The 20698-nt window shown below is 45.5% G+C and carries 7 protein-coding genes; 1 reads left to right on the plus strand and 6 read right to left on the minus strand.

Annotation, left to right across the window (positions count from 1 at the left end; all coding sequences use genetic code 11):
- Positions 1–160: 160 nt before the first annotated feature.
- The 6 genes from H8K55_RS05590 to H8K55_RS05615 all read right to left on the minus strand — a co-directional run bounded on the left by H8K55_RS05590 (position 161) and on the right by H8K55_RS05615 (position 19648).
- On the minus strand, positions 161–754 hold the full coding sequence (locus tag H8K55_RS05590; RefSeq protein WP_186941094.1) for a calcium-binding protein: 594 nt from the start codon (positions 752–754) through the stop codon (positions 161–163).
- Positions 755–1034: 280 nt separating this feature from the next.
- Positions 1035–1886, minus strand: coding sequence for a SapC family protein (locus tag H8K55_RS05595; protein ID WP_186941095.1), 852 nt, complete (start codon positions 1884–1886; stop codon positions 1035–1037).
- A gap of 134 nt (positions 1887–2020) precedes the next feature.
- Positions 2021–14473 (minus strand): DUF4214 domain-containing protein, encoded by a 12453-nt coding sequence (locus tag H8K55_RS05600; RefSeq protein ID WP_186941096.1) that lies wholly within the window; start codon positions 14471–14473, stop codon positions 2021–2023.
- A 333-nt stretch (positions 14474–14806) separates the two neighbouring features.
- Complete coding sequence (locus H8K55_RS05605; protein ID WP_186941097.1) at positions 14807–16033, minus strand: tetratricopeptide repeat protein; 1227 nt, start codon at positions 16031–16033, stop codon at positions 14807–14809.
- Between the two features lie 178 nt (positions 16034–16211).
- On the minus strand, positions 16212–18194 hold the full coding sequence (locus H8K55_RS05610) for an adenylate/guanylate cyclase domain-containing protein (protein ID WP_186941098.1): 1983 nt from the start codon (positions 18192–18194) through the stop codon (positions 16212–16214).
- Between the two features lie 86 nt (positions 18195–18280).
- On the minus strand, positions 18281–19648 hold the full coding sequence (locus tag H8K55_RS05615; RefSeq protein ID WP_186941099.1) for a FecR family protein: 1368 nt from the start codon (positions 19646–19648) through the stop codon (positions 18281–18283).
- A 321-nt stretch (positions 19649–19969) separates the two neighbouring features.
- On the opposite strand from H8K55_RS05615, the gene H8K55_RS05620 reads away from it, so the two are divergent.
- Positions 19970–20674, plus strand: coding sequence for a Crp/Fnr family transcriptional regulator (locus tag H8K55_RS05620; RefSeq protein ID WP_186941100.1), 705 nt, complete (start codon positions 19970–19972; stop codon positions 20672–20674).
- The last annotated feature ends 24 nt before the right edge of the window (positions 20675–20698 follow it).

The following is a 20698-nucleotide window of genomic DNA, read 5'->3' on the forward strand; positions in this document are numbered from 1 at the left end:
GGATGGCGATACCCCCAAAAAAAAGACCGCCTAACAGATGTTAGGCGGTCTTTTTACAAAACTCTGATACTTCACATCCTAAATTTGCGCATAAGTTCTATACGCAAATTCACAACGCTGCACTAATTGAGCAGAAGCTCAGTGCAAATAACGACGAATATTAAACAGGAATATAAGTTTCAATATCTCCAGCTTTCAAATCTGGATGACCAAGCAGAGTCGCGATCAAGATCTTCGCATCACCACCATTGCCGTCTGCGTCGAAATACAGGCTACCTGTAGCACGGTCATAAATGAAATAATCATTGTTGTCGACTGCTGCAGTACCAGTAACAAAGTAAGCTGGATCAATCGGACCTGATTGTAGATTAATGCCTTGCACAGGATCTTGTACGCGTATCTTATCAACACCAGAAACGAAGTCGGCAATAAGATTTGTTGGTTGTATGATCGGGCCAAACGGTATGACATGATAGTCGTTCAAAACAAAAGTATCGGCACCATAACCACCAGCCAATACGTTATTACCCGTGCCGCCGTCTAATTCGTCATTGCCGTCACCACCAAACAGGTGATCATTGCCATCTTCGCCCATCAGGACGTCGTTACCGATACCACCGTACAGGTAGTCATTACCATCTTCACCGAAGATAGTATCGTTGCCACCATTACCGTAAATAACGTCATTGCCCGTCGTGCCGAAGCCGAGATCATCATTTTCGCTTAAATACTGGGTTCTAGAAGTTTTTGCCATTATTCATCCCTTTCGTTTTTAACCAAATCTAGCTCTTTAGATTCCATCTCTGAGCTGTTTTTTAAGTCAATTTTTTGAAATTACTGTAATCCTCATCCATGATAGCGAATCAAGAAAATTGGTCAAGTGAAACTTTGCAATTTGCCACAAAGTTTCACTTATTCCAGATGCAGATGCACAGAAAGCGACGATTTCGCTCGTCGGGATCATCTGCGCATATCTCCATTGTTTTTTGAAATTTATTTAATATCAAAATATCTCAATAGCGCTCTATGTCAGATTATTTCATCCAATCAAATTTTAGGATTTCACCCTGTGGATCACCGAACATTTGGGCGAGATTTTTGGTATCAAGGGGTGCTATTTTTTCGGCTGCCTTGGCAAGTGCTTGATGGCGTTTTAGGAGCTCGACCAACACGGTAACACGGCTCATTGAGAGTAACTGTGCATACGCTATGGCGAGTGCGTGATCGCGGTGCAACTGCACTAAAGTCGCATCTTCAATGGTGCGCAAAGCTTGTTCGTCGATACAGAATAGACCTTGCGGGACGGTCGTCGTCGGCTCAGCGGTAATGCCGGCAGTATTCATAATCGGTGCCCAAGGTTTCAATAAGTTCGCTGCCGCCAGGGAGTTCACTGCTGTTTGCGTCAAGTTTTGCTTGATCACAATGTCGGAGAGAAATTGAATTGCTTGCTTGAGCGTCTCTTGTTGATTGCCTGCGTCATCGAAGAAGCGAATTTCACCTTGATTGGCGTCGGGCTTTTCGCAATACAAACCACTCGCACGATCAAAACACAGTTGGAATTGTTGTTCGTTGTCTGATTTCGCGCCGGCAGCTTGCAGGCTGAAAGGATAAGCTCGCAAATGATTCGGCAAATACCTGCCACCCCAACGCCCTTGTTCATCGACAAACAGATTACGTCCATCTTTAAATCCGGTCACGGCGACCAGCACAAACATGCCATCAGGCATTTTTGCAAACGCCAGCGGCAAACTTGCGACTAAAGCGCCTATTTCAGAAATCTGTATCGGGAGCGCTGGCTGCTCTTTTGCGAAGAGATAATTGCTGACTGGACGAAAACCATGTTGCGCTGCGCTAATTTGATCAATTGCCTGGATGTTAGGTGTCATAAATATCTATATGAATCTCTAAAAATAAAAAAATACTGCTCTCATAAAGAGAAACCCCCCGAATCCGGCCGGATCCGAGGGGTTTCTCATTCACAGAACCTGAGAAAATCTCAGGCTCTATACACTACATCGACTTAAGCAATGATGTCAGTGTGTGTGAAGTTAGCTGAAGTAATACCAACCAATTTCACTACACCGTCAACTGTACCGTCGCCGTTTGCATCGAAGAACAACACGCCATAACCGCTCGCGCCATTAACTGATGTCAAGAAGTACTGAACTACACTTGGGCTTGCACCGAATGCTGCATTCGCTGCTGCCAGAGCAGTCGCGTAATCTGCAACGCCAGCTGCTTCAGCGTAGTTAGTTGCACTACCAGCTACCAAGTTCAGATCGATCTTATCAGTACCTGACAAGAAGTCAGTAATGATATCAGCCGTCGCAGGATCAGCTGCACCAGTTACAGATGCACCTGAACCACTGAAACCACCTTTAGTAACAGCAGAAGCTGTGAAGCCACCGTTGTCTGGGTTAGTGTCAGTAATTGTCAAGACGTTACCAGCTACTGTCGCGCTGATTGCTGTTTGCAGATTGACTTCCGTTTGGAAACGAACAGCGATATCGCCTGCTGTTTCGCCACCAAGAGCTGTCAAAGTGATCGCAGTACTACTTGCTGCACCTGCTGGTGTGAAAGTGAATGTGTATTTCTCACCTGCAACCAACATATCACCAGCTGCTGCACCGATAGTCAGTGTTTGAACTTGCGCAACGTCAGAACCGTCAGCGTACATGATCATGTCTGAAGCCGTATCAGCATCAGCGCCAGCTCCGTTGAAGCCAGTAATAGTGATAGAGCTACCATTTGCTGCTTCTACAGAAACGAACTGGTTAATTGATGTAGCAGTGAAGCCTGTCAAAGCGCTAAATGCCGCAGCAATCTTACCGGAGACTTGATTAACCGTATCACCGTTCACCAATGCGATGTTCAACGCTACCGCTGCTGCGCCATTGACTGAGTAGTTGACGATCAAGTTACCAGAAGCAGTAGCTGCCTCTTGAACAGTAATCAATTCACGGTCATGGCCAGGTGTTGTCGTCACTGTTGTCATAGACAATGGTGTACTTGTACCGACGATGAATTCAAACACGTCTGCACCCAAACCACCAGTCATAGTATCGACAGCCAAGGCATTGCTTTGATTAGTGTTACCACCCGCGATGAGATCAGCGAATGCACTACCAATCAAAGTATCAGTGCCAGTCGCGTTATCTGTGCTACCAGTCAAGCTGTAGCCCTTAGAACCTGTTGCCAAGCTCATATCGACTTTACTTGCTGCTGCACCGACATCTACTGTCAAGTTCACAGTACCACCGTTGTTAGCGGATGCTGCTGTCGCTACGAAACCACGTACACCTGCAGAGATGTCGTTAGTCAACAAAGCATTGACAGTTGCACCAGCAGAAACTACCAACACGTCTTGCTGTGTGCCAGGAGCAACTTCGCCGATCAAGCCAACGATAGTGTCGATACCGGAAGTGATGTTGTGTGTCACGATACCGCCGAAACTAGATTCGTCGATTGTGTCATTACCACCATTACCAGCAACTGTTGCGTCTTTCGTGCCTGTCAATGTGATTGCGTCATCATTTACAGAACCGATTACTGTAGGACCAGACAACACTGCTTTGCCACCGATAGAACCGATGTTTGCATCGCCCAAAGTCAAGGACAAAGTTGCATCTGTATCGAAGCCAACTGCTGGAGCAACGACCAATGTCGCGCCAGAGATATCGACGATAGCTGTTTGCAAATTAGCGCCCAATGCCAAGTTAGAAGCATTGCCAACCAGTTTCACTGTACCTGCACCGAAGATGTTCACGCCAGCTGTTGCCAATGCATCTGCTTGAGCAGGTGTCAATGTCAATGTTTGGCCTGTCTTAACTTCGATACCAGCTGCAGAGTTCATCGTCAAGTTGATCAATGTCAAATCGATAGAGCTTTCGATGACCAATGGTACGTTAGTCAATGTCAAGAATGAACCAGTTTGCAATACCAAACCAGCGCCGAATGCCAAGAAGCTGCCTGGTGCTGCTGTTGTGTAATCAAACACCCAGTGGCTGCCTGTCGTCAATGTTGGAGTACCTTGACCAGCTACTGCTGCCAATGTTGCTGTAGTTACGCCAGCACCAGTTACGAATGTGAACGCTTCTTCACCAGACGCTGCATCGTACTTAGTCAAATTACCGCCTTCAGCCACGTCATCTGTGCCATCCAGGTTGGAAATTGTACCGAGATTCAATGTGCCGTTATAGCCATTGACAACGATGTTACTCAACTCTGTACCTGATACACCAGCATTAACTACTTTGCCTAACAAATCGTTAGAACCCAAAGTGATCGTTGCTGTTGTGTTGAAGCTAGTTGCATCGCCTTTGATCGTCAAAGTTTCAGCTTTTGCGTTCAAGTTGATCGCTGGGCTTGCACCTGTGATTGTCAATGTGCCTGCGAAACCAGTTGTACCGTCAACACCAGTTGCGATGATGTCAGTCAAATCGATAGTCGCTGCTGCAAAATCAACGTCCGTTACATTCAAAGACTTCAATGTCACGTCATTTGCGCCATCCAGTTTCAATGTAGCAGTGTTGATCGTTTTTGCTGCTGGAGCTTCTGCATCAAATGTGATCGTACCAACAGACAAATCAGCACCTGTCAATACATTCGAAGTGTGATCTTTGTTGTTCAATGCCAGATCCAAGCCTGTCAACATTGTGACTTCTTTGAGATCCAAGCCATTGCTTGTACCAACAGAGATGTTACCGATTGTATTCAAGCCAGTTGGGCTGACATGTTTGGTTTCATTGAAGCCCCAACGTGCCAACAAATCGCCTGTGTCATCTGCCAATACTGAACGGATAATCAAAGAGTCAAAGTGGATAGACGCTGGATCAACCGCTGGTGAAGCTGGAACCACCATGTTGTCGATTTCAATGTTACCTACAGTCACTTGACCACCCATGCGGATGTCGAGAGATTGGATATGTTCCAAACGATCTGCATCTGCGAAGTTGATGCCCAAAGGTGCATTTGTGAACGAAGCCAATTCGATCACGCGATCTACGCCTACTGAACTATCCAAAGCTGCTGCCAAATCTGTCAGGCTATGGAAGTCAACGCGCAAGATTTGTGTCGGCAATGTTGTGAACAAGTTCTCAACGTTTTGACCATTGACCAATGCTTCTGGGAAGAACACACGACCGATATTGCCTGCATAGCCGTTTGTATTCACTGGTGCAGCTACACTTGTGAACAACCAAACAACGTTTGTAGATGTTGTTGGATCGACGTCAGCGATATCTTGAACGACAGTGATCTTATGAGCTGCTTGTGCAACGTTTTGGAACTGGATAGTTTGACCACCCAATGTTGTGTTATCACCAGCAACGTCGAACAATTGAACAGTGAAGTTACCCAAGTTAGTAGCAGCATTCAACGTCACGTTTGCTGCGTGCGTTACAACATTGCTTTCTTTCAAGGTCACAACACCTGCAACCTCAGCTGCGATGCCGCTCAAGTCAACTGCTGCAGTGCTCAGATCAACTACGTTGACTGTACCGTTAGTCAATGCATTGCTGTCCAAATCTGCGCCAGCAACAATGTGCAAACCGCTCGCTTGTGCTGCTGTCAATGTCAATGTGACGCCATCTTTCAATACGATGTTTTTCACACCAGTGATGCTCAAACTATCGAGTTGAGTGAAGTCAGTATTAGCATCGATATACAGAGTTGCATTCGCACCCAGATCGATAACCAAAGCATTAGACTCAGTTGCACTTACCAAATCGCCAACGTTACCGTAGGTATTCGCACCTAAGTGGAATTCACTACCAGCTGCTGCTTTAGACAAGTCAAATTTCCATTTTGCTGCGTGTGTTGCTGCTGCATCCAATGTATCGCCACCGAAAGTCAAGCCACCGAAAGTCAACTTAGTCACGCCTGAACCAGATGTGAATGTGAAGTCTTCAGAGTCAACGTCAGTGATATCGCCCAAGGACAAGTTACCGGACAAGTTAGATGCATTCAAGACGGACAAAGTTGCGCTTGTGATACCTTCACTTGCACCACCTTTAGTATCGAACACAATATTACCTGTACCAGACAAGTTAATTGTTTCGAGGTGGCTATCGCTAGTGATTGCAGGTGTGTTACCTGTCACTGTCAATGTGCCGCCGCCTGTCAAGTTATTGACGACGTTCAATGTTGAGATACCGTCATTTGTGCCATCAACTGTGCTCAAGTGCGTCATTGTGACGTTTTTAGTACCTGTCAATGTCAAGCTTGCTGTGTCGTGTGTGCCATCAGTTCCTGCAGATTGGAACGCGATGTCACCATTGATCACCAAGTCTTGTTTTGCATCGATAGTGATTTTCAACAAGTTGTTTTGACTTGTGATTGCACCACCGAGCAATGGCACTGTTGTGACACTACCAGCGATCGTGTTGACTTTCGCGCCTTCGGATACGATGGTCAATGTATCGAAGAACTTCTGAACCATTGTGCCAGTCTTGTCGGTACGTGTTGGAATACGCAAGCTGCCGTTCAATGTGACATCGCCTTCTAAAGACAATTTCAATGAACGAACTTCATCAGTAGCGTCCCAATCATTGAATACCAATTGAGATGGTGTTGTGATACCAGCTTCGATCACGACTACGCGGTCTGTTGCGTACAAATCGATGCCCATATCTGCAGCATTTTGGTACAGACGCAATTCGATTGCGCTTGCCAATTCGTCGATTGTGTATTCCACGTTCGAGTGATTTGCTGTGAAGAATGCCGCCAACGCTTTCAATGTTGTCACGCTGTAGTTCTTCGCATTGATCTGTGTCAAACCAGGAACCGCGCCAGAACCGAATGTGTACACCACTGTGGAGTTTGCACCACCAGCTACATGCAAGCCATTCGCTTGGTCGTAAGTTGTTACGCCCAATGTTTGACCAGCAGCCAATGTGAAGTTTGCAGTGTTACCTACGCCACCAACAGCGATGATGGATTCGATAGTGTAGCCAGTGCCAGACACAAACTTACCGAGTGTGACAGTTGCATCTTTCAATGTGACATTGACAGTTGCATTTGCTTGTACGTTAGACAAGTCGAAACCAGCAGAACCACCAGTGCCAGAATCATCTTTATTGACATCAGCTTGTGTCAAATCAGTAATGTTCAATGTGAACTTGTTACCGTCGCCAGCATTGCCGTTTGTATCCAAACCAACGATCGTACCTTTACCTGCCAGTTGTTGGAACTGAGCAGCTGTCAAGTTCAATACTGAACCTTCTGGTACGTAGATTGTTTGAACGCCTGTCAAGTTAGTCGCAGCATTCAATGTTGTTGTGCCAGCAGCCACAGTCACGGAATCAACTACGATACCAGAAGCTACAGATGCTACGTTGAATGCAGTGCCATCCAAGCCAACGATGTTCAAGTGCGCTGTTGTGAGCACGTTTGCATCTGCTTTGATGTTAGCTGGAGTCAATGTATTGAATTGCGCCATCGACAATGTTGCTGTCGCGTTACCATCCAATGTCAATGTGCTTACGCCTGCCAAGTTGTCACCAGTGAAGTCGAATGTTGATGCGCCTTCTACTTTCACAGCGATTTTGCTACCTGAGAATGTCAACACGTCTGCGTCTTGCACTTTTGCAGAGTTCAAAGTAACAGATACTGTACCTGAACCAGTGTTGTTGATTGTCAAGCCATCAACGTCTGTATCGTTAGTGTTTACTTCGCCCAAGCTTACGTTCTTAGTACCAGTCACGTTCACTACCGCTACCGCTGTAGAGTCGTAAGTTGTGTAAGCTGCACCATCATTGACAGATGAGAACTCGATGCCGTTGATATTCAATGCTTGATCTGCATTGATGTTTACTTTCAACAAGTTGTTGTCAATATTGCCACCAAATGCAGAGAACGCAGTGATCTTGCCACTAATGATATTGGCTGGATCGAAGGAGTTCGTGTTACCAGCTGTACCTGTAGAGTTGATTGTCAATGTATCGAACAATTTCAACTTCAAGCCAGTTGCTTTGTTGTGTGCATCGAGAACGATATCACCACCAACATTCACGCCACCTTTGAGGTTCAATGTCAAGCTGTGCAATTCTTCTGTGTCAGCAGCTGGATTGAAAATCAAGCGGCCTGGTACAGTTGAACCTGCATCGACAGACACGATTTGATCAATTTGCGTTGGCGCATTGAGCATGTCGCTTGTGATCTGTTTCGCAACACTGCCTGGCAAGCTTGTGAACACACTGTCGATGTTGCGGCCGCCGATAGCGTCTGCAGCAATTTTCAATGTGGAAACATGGAAGCCAGATGCGTCGATGTGTGTTGACCAAGAAGCTTGTGATGTTTGTGTGAAGATCAACGCGCTGTTTGCACCGCCATTGACTGTCAAACCATCAGCTTGTGTGATTGTTGGCAAGGACAATGTCATGCCGTCACCCATGTTCACAACTTTGAAGCCACCCAAACTGTCGCCAGGTTGCAATGCAACGCTTTCTTTCAGCGTGATAGTGCCAAACTTAACACCTACGATGCCAGACAAATCGAACGCACCGATTGCATCGATATCAGCTTGAGTCAAGTCAGTGATATTGACTGTACCCATAGTGCTGAGACCAGAACCGTGGATGTCATGCGCAACCAATTGCATGAATTGTGCTGCTGTCAAGTTCAATGTCGTGCCATCTGGAACTACCAAGGAGTTGATACCTGCCAAGCTAGTTGCGCTGTTCAATGTAACAACTGGGTCGTTCGCCAATGTCAAAGCGATTGTGAACTTAGCAGAGTAGTTTGCAACAGCGAATGGCTGATTAGACAAACCGACTAAGTTCAAATTCGCACCAGCACCAGAAACTGCCAAGTGAGAAGCACCCAATGCTGTTGCTTGTGCCATTGTCAATGACAATGTTTGAGTGTTAGACACTGTAATGTCAGTCACGCCAGTCAAGACGTCAGCTGTCATGTCACGTGTAGCAGTCAAGTTCAACTTGATGTTACCACCAGTGAAGGACAATGCATCAGCAGCTTGAACACCAGAACCGATATTTGCTGTAACAACGCCTGTACCTGCATTGTTGACTTTCAATGCAACAACGTCGGCATCACTTGTATCCAAGTTACCCAAGCTAACGCTCTTCGAACCGTTGATTGTCAATGATGCAGTTGCTTTAGAGTCAAATGTTGTTGTAGCCAAGCCATCGTTATGAGAGCTGAATACGATACCACCAGTGATCTTCAATGCTTGATCCGCATTGACGACAACGTTCAACAGATTGTTTTCTGTTACGCCACCAGTACCAGCACCAGTAATTGTGCCGTTGATGATGTTAGTTGCATCGCCAGAGTGTACGTTTGTTGCTGTACCTGTGGAGTTGATTGTCAAGGTTTTCAAACGTGCCATTGCATTGTCAACGACATCTTTTGCACCTGTGCGCAGATCGATACCGCCATCCAAGTTCACGCCACCGTTCAAATTCAATGTAACAGAATTCAACTCAGCAGATGTTGCTGTTGGGTTCAACATGATTGTGCCAGTTGCTGTTGTAACACCTGCGTCGAGGTTCACAACTTGGTCAATCAATGTAGCGCCTGCAGCGTTGTACACCACTTTAGTGACAGTGCTCTTCAAGCCAGTCAAGATTTGGTCGATATTTTGACCTGCTACCAATGTATCCAACATCTTGATTGTTGTAACGTTGAAGCGAGATGCATTGATCACGTCAGAGCCAACAGCATTCAAACTACCAGTGTTGAATACGCTGTCTGTGAAGACGATCGTGCTGTTTGTACCACCGTTGACAGTGATTGCACCTGTACTTGTTACGCCACCCAACTGCGCTACGCTTGGTACTGTCAATGTCAAGCTGTCGCCCAAATTCAAAGTCTTGAATGCAGAGAAGCTGTCAGAAGTAGCTAATGTGACGCTTTCTTTGAAAGTGATTGAACCAGCTAATGAGCTAACGTTACCCAAACGTGCCAACAAGCCATTTGTTACGTCAGCTTGTGTTACGTCAGTGATGTTCACACGACCAGCACCAGCAACTACGGCTGCTGAATTTGGCAATTGCAAGAATTGTGCAGCTGTCATGCTCAAAGTTGTGCCAGCTGGGATAGACAACACCGCCACACCTTTCAAGCTTGTTGCTGCATTCAATGCTGTTGTACCAGCTGCTACAGTCACAGTATTGATTGTTACACCGCTGCTGAAGCCTGCTGCGTTAAAGACTGTTGCGCTATCCAAGCCATTGACGTTCAAAGTTGCTGTGTCAGCTGCCAATACTTTTGCAACTGTCACGTTAGCTTGGCCAATTGCAGTGATTTCTGCAGCAGACAATGTCAATGTAGAACCGTTAGTCAAGCCAACAGATTTTACGTTTGTCAATGTTGCAGCGGACAAGTCATTTGTGCCAACTACTTTCAAATTAACGCCACCTGTGCCACCAACGATAGAGCTACCGAAGTCAGCGCCCAAAGTAGAGCTGATAGAAACATTGTTCAACGTCAAGTTTGCAACACCAGCACCACCAACGAATGACACTTTGTGATCCACTGGATCTACCAAAGTTGCGCTGAATGCACCAACTACTGCACTTGCATCGATCGTTGCCAAGTTAGATGGTAATGCAGAAGTAACAGCAACGTCTTCAGAACCAACGAATGTCAATGTAGACAAACCGCTACCAGCAACAGCAGAGATTGTTGCATCACCTTGTGCAACATTGATAGTTGCTGTAGATGCATTGTTCAATGTGATGCTGCCAACACTGAATTTACGCTCTGTACCTGTTGTTGTTGTGCCGAGTTCAACGCCTGCGTTGTTGATGTCAACTACTGCAGTTGCATTTGAACCGTAGAAGTTAGCAACGATATTACCGACATCAGATGTGTCTGGGCTACCGTCAACTTTTAACGCTTGATTTGCATTTGCGTAGCCGTCGCCTTCCAACACGATATGCGGAGCAACTGCACCCCATGGTACGCTGTTCAATGTCAATGTATTGCCAGTGTTACCTTTCAAACCGATGAACTTGACATCTTTTGTCAAATCGCACAGGTTGATCGTCACAGAACCAGCTGCATCGCCGAATTGGCCGTCAACTGAACCATTCTCACCGTTTGCATTACCAGATTTAGTGTCGATACGTGTAACCATGAAAGTTTCAACACCGCTTGTGTTCAAGCCTTTGTTGAAGCCAGTAGTACCAACATCGCCGTTCAAAATAACGTCGATACGGTTACCTGCTTGGCCGTTACCACGAATAGTACCAACGTCTTGGAAGTGATCCAAAGTCAAGCCAGTTACTTTGCCTGTGACAGCAGAGAAATCGACTGAGAATGCATCAGTTTCGTTGTTGGTAATATCATCTTTACCGCCCAAGGAAACTTCGCCACCCAGATCAACAACGCCAGTGAACTTGATGTTTTGCGCGCCGATCAATTTCAATACTTGCGCTTCATTTACAAAGTTACCTACTGTCAAATCTGCAGTTGCTGTTGCTGAACCCAATGTTGTTGAGTCTTGCAATGGGCCTGTAGTTGGACGCTCGTAAGTACCATCACGGATGATAGTTACATCTTCTGCGCCGTACAAGTTACCAACAGAAATTGAACCACCGTCGATTACCAGATAGTTATTGCCGCTGTTGAATGGGTCAAAGTTTGCACCAGCTTGGTTGATGACTACTTTACCGTTCAAACCGTCAGCACCAGAGATACCGCCAACTGCAACATATTTATGCAATTGTTCAGCTGTCAATGTCAAAGTCGCGCCATTGTGCAATTCGAAGTTCAAACGTACGTTTGCGCTCAGATCTTTGCCGTTCAACAAATCTGTCAAAATAACATTGGAGTCAACAACGATACGCAGATCTTCTGTTGCGCCGAAAGAAGCGTGCCATGTGCTGAAATTGTTTGCGCCGAGTGCTTTGAATTGATCATCAGTGATCGTCAATTCTTGCTTCAATGTCACTTTAGTGATACCTGACAATGTTGCTTCGCGCAAATCGCTGTTATTTTCAACGAACAGAGTGATGTTAGAACCAGTGATGCTGGAACCTTCCAACGCTACAACGCCTGCGCTCAAACGACCCAAGTTCAATGTATTAACACCAGCGCCCAGATCGACTTTCAACAATACGCCGCTAGAAGAGATAGTGCCTTGGAAATCTGTGGAGTTATTGTCGTTACCGTTGTTGTCGCCGTTCAGGAACGTGTTGTTAGTACCGTTGATAGTAACAGTGTCGTTACCTGTACCAGTTGTTACAGAAACGTCCGCACCAGACACAACCACTTTGTTCATGCCATTACCAGCATCGATCACCACTGCTGTACCGCTAGCTTGTGTTGTCAATACTTGGATATTGTCGCTACCTGCGCCAGTTGTGACGGAGATGTTTGCGTTAGCTTTAGTAGAATCAGCAACGATAGTGTTGTTACCATCACCAGCGCTAATCACAACATTTGTACCTTCTGTTGCATTGATAACGTCGTTACCAGTGCCAGATGTGATACTGATGTTTGTCAATGCAGAACCAGTGTTGTTTGCATTGATAGTGTTATCACCGTTACCAGCAACGATTACAGACTTAACGATGCCTGATGCTGTTGAGTAGTTAGTAGTGATTTCATCATCAGCCGCTGTACCAGTGATCTTCACATTGTAGTGATTGTTCAAAGTTACATCGAGACCACCTGTGTTAGCAGATGCATTGATGACAGCTGGACGACCAGAGTTGAAGCTTGAGAACAAGTCTTGATCAACGCCGAATACGCCTGTGCCCTTGATTGTCATGTTGCTGACAGAGCCACCAGCGAAGAAGGTGTGGAAATGATTTTCAACGCCTTGGCTGTCGATATTCAAAGTGGACGCATTTTGCAACACGTTGATTGGCGCAGTGACATCACCTACAGCCAATTCCATGTTCAATGTGCCAGTTTGGCCAACACCGTATTGGATTGTTGTTGAACCGCCGCCGAAGTTGCCTTCTAAACGCAAAGTTGCGCCGTTGCGTACGCCAACGATAGTCAAGTTGCCAGAATCTACACTTTGATCAGTAACAATCAACTTACCTTTAACAACTGTGCCTGATGCGGTTGTTACTGAATTGCCCAATGCTGTTGCACGGCTCAAATCGATCCAGCTGTCGTTCGTTGTTTGTGTACCTGATGGAACTGGGAAGCCAGCATCGTTAGTGTGTGTATTTTCCAGATTACCTGAACCACTACCGTATGGTGTGGTGTAGAAATTTGGCAAATCTGTTACACGAATTTCTTGAATGTTCAAGAGTTGTGTAGGTTGTGCGTATGTACCTTTTGCATCGATTTCGAGTACGTTGAAACCAGCACCACCGTCGATGTAAGCTTGATGCAACAACTCTAAACGACCAGCAACGATAACGTCGTCACCCAAAGTTGTGTAACCTTCTTCCAAAGTGCCACCGTTGTTTACCGCTGGTGTCAATTTGATTGGTTGCAATGTTGCTTCTGTACCAGAAGTTGCACCGATAACTTTTTCGAACAAACGTGTGTTACCGTTTTTGTCGAACAACAGATCGCTCAAGAACTTGAAGTAAGCTTCGCCCAATTTCACTTCTGCGTTCAGGCTTGTGCCGTCAGCGAAGCTGATTGTCAATGTGTTACCCGAACTTTGGCTTGAGCTACCAGAACCGCTTGTATTGGCGCCACTAGTTAGTGGGTTGCTCAATGTCAAGTTTGTTACGTTTTGGAATGGATCTTTGCCGTCAGCATCGATCAAACCCAATTCTTTCAAATCTAAACCAGTGATTGTCAACAAGAATGCTTTCAAGTCTTCAACTGGAATACCGCCAGTGCTTGGAGCACCAGTGCCGTTATTGCCAGCAGCGATTGGGTTGTAGCCCCAATACACAACCTTAGTACCAGCGGAACCTGCTGAACCTGGAGCATAGCTTTCCGTCAATGTGAAAGTATGTGCTTGATCTAAATATGCTTTCGGTGCATCTGCACCATTTGCACCTGGAGTTACCATTGCGATAACGTCTTTAGAAACGGTTGCCATTTTATCGACTAAAGCCGCTTGAACTTTGGCATCGTTTGCTTTGTCAATGCCGTAGTACAAAGCAACTGTTACTTTGTTTGCTAACAACGACTGAGATTTGAGCGCGTCTGCATCTGAACCGTTGTAGTTAGCAACCGCTGTCAACATTTCTGTAATGACTGTACCGACCGCAATAGCTTTGGTCGCTGCTGTGCCAGTTGTGGATTCAGTGTTCAGACGTGCTGTCCAATACGCCAAACCTTGTGCATCTGCAGGGCGACCCAATACGTTTTGATAAAACTTAGCAACGATTTCTTGATTTGTTAATGTGCTTGGATAGTAATCGCGCGCTGGGGCAACGTTAAACATGTCTTGTGCAATTGTTTGAAACGATTTGCCTGCTTCCAATTGCTTAGCCCAGTAGCTCAATCCTTCTGCTTCAGGCGCGCGGCCGAAAAGCGAGACGTACAACTGAGCAACTTGCGTGCGCATTTGTGTAGTAACAGCCATGTGTGTAACTCCTAAAAGGAAATTAATAAAAAAAAACTGCTAAAAAAACAGCTTAAAAACAGCAAGTTCGCCTGTCGGGTTACTTGTCTTCTAGATGATAAAGAAACAGAATGAAAACAAATGTGACGCCTATCACATTTGTAATCTTTTATCAGTAAAAACAACAGATTTACTTACTCTTACCGCCTAACAAACTTTTTCGTTTGAAACTTGTATGCGCAGTAACCGACAATTCTACTGCAGAACTTGCATTGAATGTAAACACTTGTTTGTATTAACATTGTAAAAAAATACTTTTATCTAATATTTTTACCAATTATCAAGCTGCCCTCATCAGAACCCAATTTTCAATCCCAAATTAACAAGTTGACCAGATTGATTAAACAATGGCAGATTCGATTGAATAAGGTTTTTTTCTATTTTAAATAGAACATTGACAGTGGGATAAACAAGTACAGAGCACTGCCACCCATAACTTTTTCTGGTCAGATTTCTACGTGCATTATTTTCAAGTAAACTGCTATAGCCTTTTGCATCCAAGGTAGAAGAAAAGTTAGCACTCAATTGGGAATTGATCTTGTTGCTTATTGGCACACTTATTTGCAGCATCAACTCTTTGCGCCGAGAGTCGCCCCCCGCCCTGACGCCTGTTGCATTGTCGATACCATAGCGGGTCATCATGGATATTTGCATCTCTCGGCTTAATAACTCAGTCTGACAGACACCCGCCAATTGCACCCAAACAATATTAGCATTCAACGGCTGTAATGCAAGGTATCTCCGCATTTCAAATTCATTACCCACGCCATACCGACAAGTTTTCCATTGGCGATCCCAGCTTGCATTCAAGCGCACATTGTTGAGCAAGCTTTGACCAGATAGCTGGCTGTGATCTAAATAGAGGTTGGTGGCGAGTATGCCTTTGGTCGTCCAAAGTTGCCCGCCAGCATTCACAGACAACTCTGCACTTGAGAAAGCTTTTTCTCGCTGATATATGCGGTTCTTTGCAGCAACTCCTAACTCGATCATGCTGTTATCAGTAAGCTGTCGATAACTCCCGGCAACACCGGTTTGAATAAATTCGTCTGCGCGCGCTTTTAGACTTAAATCTAAAGGGAGGTTAACTGTTTCGCCACCGAAAGTAATTGGTATAGCTGTAGATTGAAGGCCGCTGTTTGCATTCGAATCGTGTCCCAACTGAAATTCGACAAGTGCTTGCCATGGCTTGGGAGAAACCGACTTGAGTTCAATTCTCCTTTTGTAGGCGTCGATTAATTTCCTTATCGCCACCGGCGGTTGAAATTTTGATTCTATATATTCAAAGTAGCTCTGCGCACTGAGAGTGTTTCCGGATTCAAACGTTGCAATAGCAAGATCCATCCAAGCGCCAGCGTTATCATGATCAATTAAAACCGCACGCTCAAACATATTTGCCGCAGCAACATAATCTTTTTTCTTAAGCTGCAAGACACCAACCAAATTAAAGTACTCAGCATCATCTTGATACGACATCGCTTGCGCATCCAGAATCTGGACGGCCTCAGCCAGCTTTTCTTGCATAAAACATTCATAAGCAGATGGGAAGGATCGCAATTTTTGCATCAAGGCATCGTTTGTCTGGCTTGAATTTTGCGCATAGACAGGTATACACAAAAACAAACTCGCGCACGCTATATAGAAGGGAAAAAGAAATACTAAGAAGCGCATATTTTTTCAGTAGGGTTTTGTGGCTGGGCAATCAAAGCGGAGCGAACACTTGTATTGATTGCGACCGGCCACGAATTTGTGTTTGCCCCAGATGGCGGAGCTTGTCTTGATCTAATTGCTGAGCACATCCTTGTCCTAATAAAATATGCTCTTGAAATTGCGCAGCTAAGGCTTCTAGCCGACTCGCGACAACGACGACATCGCCAAACGCGGTATAAGTTCGTCTTTGCTCAGAGCCAAAATGACCAACTATCGCCATCCCGGATTCTATTCCTATACTAATACTGACTGGAGGCAAGCCAAGTTGTGTACAAAAATCGGTCAAATTTTGTATGCGTTGATGCATTTCTATTGCGGCCATCAGCGCATCCGCCGCTTGCTTGTCAGAGCCGCTAGTCGCAGCCGCTACCTTGCTGTCGATCTGATGTTCATTACCACTCCAAAATGCCATGACCGCATCGCCAATGAATTTGTCTATGGTGCCACCATGATGTATCACCGCGCTCGCCATCTCACCAAATACTTTGTCCATAAGTACCGCAATCACCTCAGGACTTTGCGTCTCAACTAATCCTGTAAATCCTCTCACGTCCGCGAACAAGACTGTGATTTCTCGCCTCGCAGCATCGATACTGGTATCCATAATGCGCTGAGCGCGTGCCACATCGGTCTGCTGATTCGTCACTTGCTTAGGCAAATAAGTACTCATCAGTTTTTGCAAACCAAAGTATTCGGTATTTGACCTATACAATGCGAACAACACATAAATCAAAATCGCGAGTGGTGGAAAAATAAGAAAACCAAACAGCGGCAATAGTAAGTGCGCAAACAAGTAAATACCGAGAGAAAAAACAAAACCACATGCGAACGCGATGGCCAGCCAAACCGGATAAATCAAGGGAGCGTAAACAGATTTTTTCCACCGTCTGTTCGCATAATTTAACAACAGTAGTAGCGGAAAAAGTACACTCAAAACTAGCAGCTCTGCATACCTTGGTCGATAAGAAAAACTGTCATCTAACATTGCCGATAAAATCTCGGCATGCGGCTCCAAACCAGCGGCGTTAGGATTAATCGGCGTGGCGATGACGTCCGCCATACCCATCGCGGTAGACCCAATGAGCGCAATGGTGGACTGCACGTTTTGTACATCAATTCGACGACGCAAAATATCGGTCGCTGAAAAAGCCGTCCAATCACTGGGCAGGTGACGATAAGGTATCGCCAACAAACCATCGCGATCTAAAGGAATATGCGCGACTACAGAGCCTATACCATCAGACACTAACAATTCCCAAGGAGAGGCAAAAAAACCCGTGCCCGCTTGTAAGCGCAATTGCGGCTGCTCAAGCAAGCCGCTCATTATCGATGCTTCAAACAAAGGGATGCACTTTAGGTCTCGGCCCGGAGCACAGATTGTGCCGGGGATTTTTCGAATCGCCCCATCATCGTCAATCACGGGGGTAATATGACCTATTCTTAGGGGCATAATGCCAGGGTGATTACTCGTCGTCGCTTGACCAATAATTCTCGGCGCATTTTTAGCAAACTCCGCACCCATGACCGATGGCAATTGATAGCTGAGTTGTGGCAAATGCCGGCTTTGTAAGTCGTAAATAACGGAGCCTGTGACTTCACTTCTCTTAATTTGTTTCGCCAATACCGCATCATTCTCGCGCGCCTCTGGGAATACAATATCTAAGGCAACGCCCGAGGCGTGATAGTGCTCCACCAAACTTTCTAGCAATGCCGCAATTTTCTCGCGCGGCCACGGCCAGGCACCTTCGATTGCCACGCTTTTTTCGTCAATATCAATTAAAACCAAACGACGCTCTTTGCTATCCAAAGAATGGCGACGAGCCTGATAATTAGTCCACTGGATGGCGACACGCGAGCGCCAATCGCTTAAAAATCTATCAATAGGGCTGGTTAATTCAGGAGAGAAATGGCCGGCGAATACGACGACCAATAAGACACACAGCGAAGTCAAAAACCGAGTCTGTGGAAAACGCATAAATTGTTTAAAATAAAAAAATCAGGAGCGAACTCCTGATTTTTGAAAGATGCACTGCGCGTACAGATAGCTTAACAATCACTTGATCATTGCACCCAGCGGGTCGCACCTGTAATCAAACCGCCTGAGGTGGTTCTCTGAAATATGAATCCAGCTTGATCGGCGCTCTTCGATAAGGATCCGGCCAGTATAGTGTCGGCAGAGGTCGTTTCCGTCATAAATAATCCCTGCGTCGTGATCTCACCGCTAGCACGAATTTCAGTTGGTGCCAAACCTCTCACATTGACCATCAATGAGGTATCAAATTTCTTACGTCCAAAATCGACGGTCAATTTCGGGTCTGTAATATTAGCGACTGTCAATGATCTGTCTGGATTCAATAAATAAGATTCCGATTCTGCTAAGGAAAATTTAACCACGCCAGAATTAGGGACAAACGCCTCTCCTTTTTCGCGCAGCATACCAAATACCACGTTGCTGATTGTCACTTCACGATCTGAAGTATTCACAGAATTAAAAGAGCGCCCTTCATTCTCGGCGATTGCCCAACGTCCCCACCAAATTCTGGCAGGCGCAGGCGGCAGAGCTACTGGAGGCGGGCCTTGAGGTGGTCTATCTGTACCAGTTTCAGGTGGTTTCGCATCTTTTACCAATGCATCCACATGTCCCTTAACCGTCGCCACGGCAACAGATTGCGCGTTATCTTGTCCATTTTCAGAACTCGAAGTGCTTGAAGTCTTATTGGCTTTATCTACCGCTGGTTCTTCAGGTCGTGGAGGTGACAATGAGTTTGGAGAATTTAATGACTTCGCTGCTGGCACTAAAACTGGCGCTTCCTTGCGATTGCGCAATTCGAGGTAAGCATCTCGCATTGCTGACGTCAAGACGCGTGCGGCATTTGAGTTGCATGGTCCAAGCTCGGCAAACAAGCATTCCTTGTTTAAGGGAGTCATCACAATCGCCCCGCTTTGCACTAGGACACGTGTAACATCGACGCCTGCCTGCACGACAAAATCTGTTCCGCGAATGCCGATTGCGGCTAAAGGTGTATTTAAGCGAAATGATTGTTTTGCGGACTGTCCAGCCTTGCCCGTGATGCTGCGTACTGTGCCAGATTCCAGCGTGAACTTAATACGACTGTCTTTCGGGTTTTCCGCATCATACTTGTACTCTTCGATGCGAAACCGAGACATAGGGCGAATACTAACGAAAGCGCCATCAATCATTTTCAAATGCACATGACCGTTCGCGCCAGTCAAGATGGTTTGTCCAGACACTATCTGATCGCCGCGACGTATTGCTTGATCCGATGACGCCGTCGTCGATGCATTTGCTTCACCAATCACGAATGAAACTGTGCCTGCACCAGTTTGTGCGATTGCCATGCCTGGTGTCAAACAAACCAAGCTGGCTGCGAACATCAATTGAATTAATTTGAATATAAAATCCTGCATAGCACCTAATAACCTGTAAAACAGCTAAAATTCTTTTTTCTAGACAACGCGCGATTTGCCCTTGGGTAACTCTACACGCGATTTTACATTATTTCAGGTATCTTGTTGTTTTTTAAGGACGTTTTGTTTTAGTTCTCAAGAGGAAATGTTCATCCTTGGGTCTCGCAAAACTTCATAAAGTAATATTAATCAATTAACTGCGCAATATGTTGCATTGATCCTTGCTTTGATTCTTGTATTCATTTTTGCATTAATTCTTGCATTAATTTTTGTATTAATAACAAGCCGATTTTCTTTTAATTCAAGTCTTTTTCTATCTACATGTCCATCGCATTTGAAGTAGCAGCAAACATTCCACTGTTCAAAGATTTTGATGAGCCGTCGCTACAAAAAGTAGCGCAGCAGATGACTAGCCGTAGCTTTTTAAGCCACGATATCGTCATGAGAAAAGGGGAAACAGCCGACACTCTGGGCTTTTTATTAAGCGGCAAATTACAGGTTGTCGATCTCAGTGAAGAAGGCAGAGAAATTGGCATTCACTTCATTCAACCTGGCGCTTACTTTGGTGAGTTATCGGTGATTGACGGTCAACCACGTTCTGCATCGGTCATTTCAGTAAAGCTTTCCGAAGTTGCTTTTTTACCCAGCAATCACGCTCGCGAACTGATTTTTCACCATCCGTTGATCGCCAAAAGGTTGATGACGCATTTTGCGCAAATTGTGCGCGCAGCATCCAATCAGCGCACACTCTTGAGTATTCCGAATGCGTTTCAACGCGTTTATGCACAATTGCATACCTTTGTTCGGGATTCAAAAGATGGGCAAGTCATTGAGGGTTTACCAAAGCAACATGAAATTGCGATTATGGTCAACACCAGCCGTGAAACCGTCTCGCGCGCGATTCACACTTTGATGAAATTAAATATTGTCGAAAAGCAGGGCGCGATATTGATCGTCAAAAAACCCGAGCAACTTAAACATGCCGCTACAGTTGGCGTTGACGAAGCAAGCTCAGCTAAGAAATGATCCTGCTCTAGAAAATTTAGCCTT

Source organism: Affinundibacterium flavidum (genome assembly GCF_014284175.1).
GTDB classification, from domain to species: domain Bacteria; phylum Pseudomonadota; class Gammaproteobacteria; order Burkholderiales; family Burkholderiaceae_D; genus Undibacterium; species Undibacterium flavidum.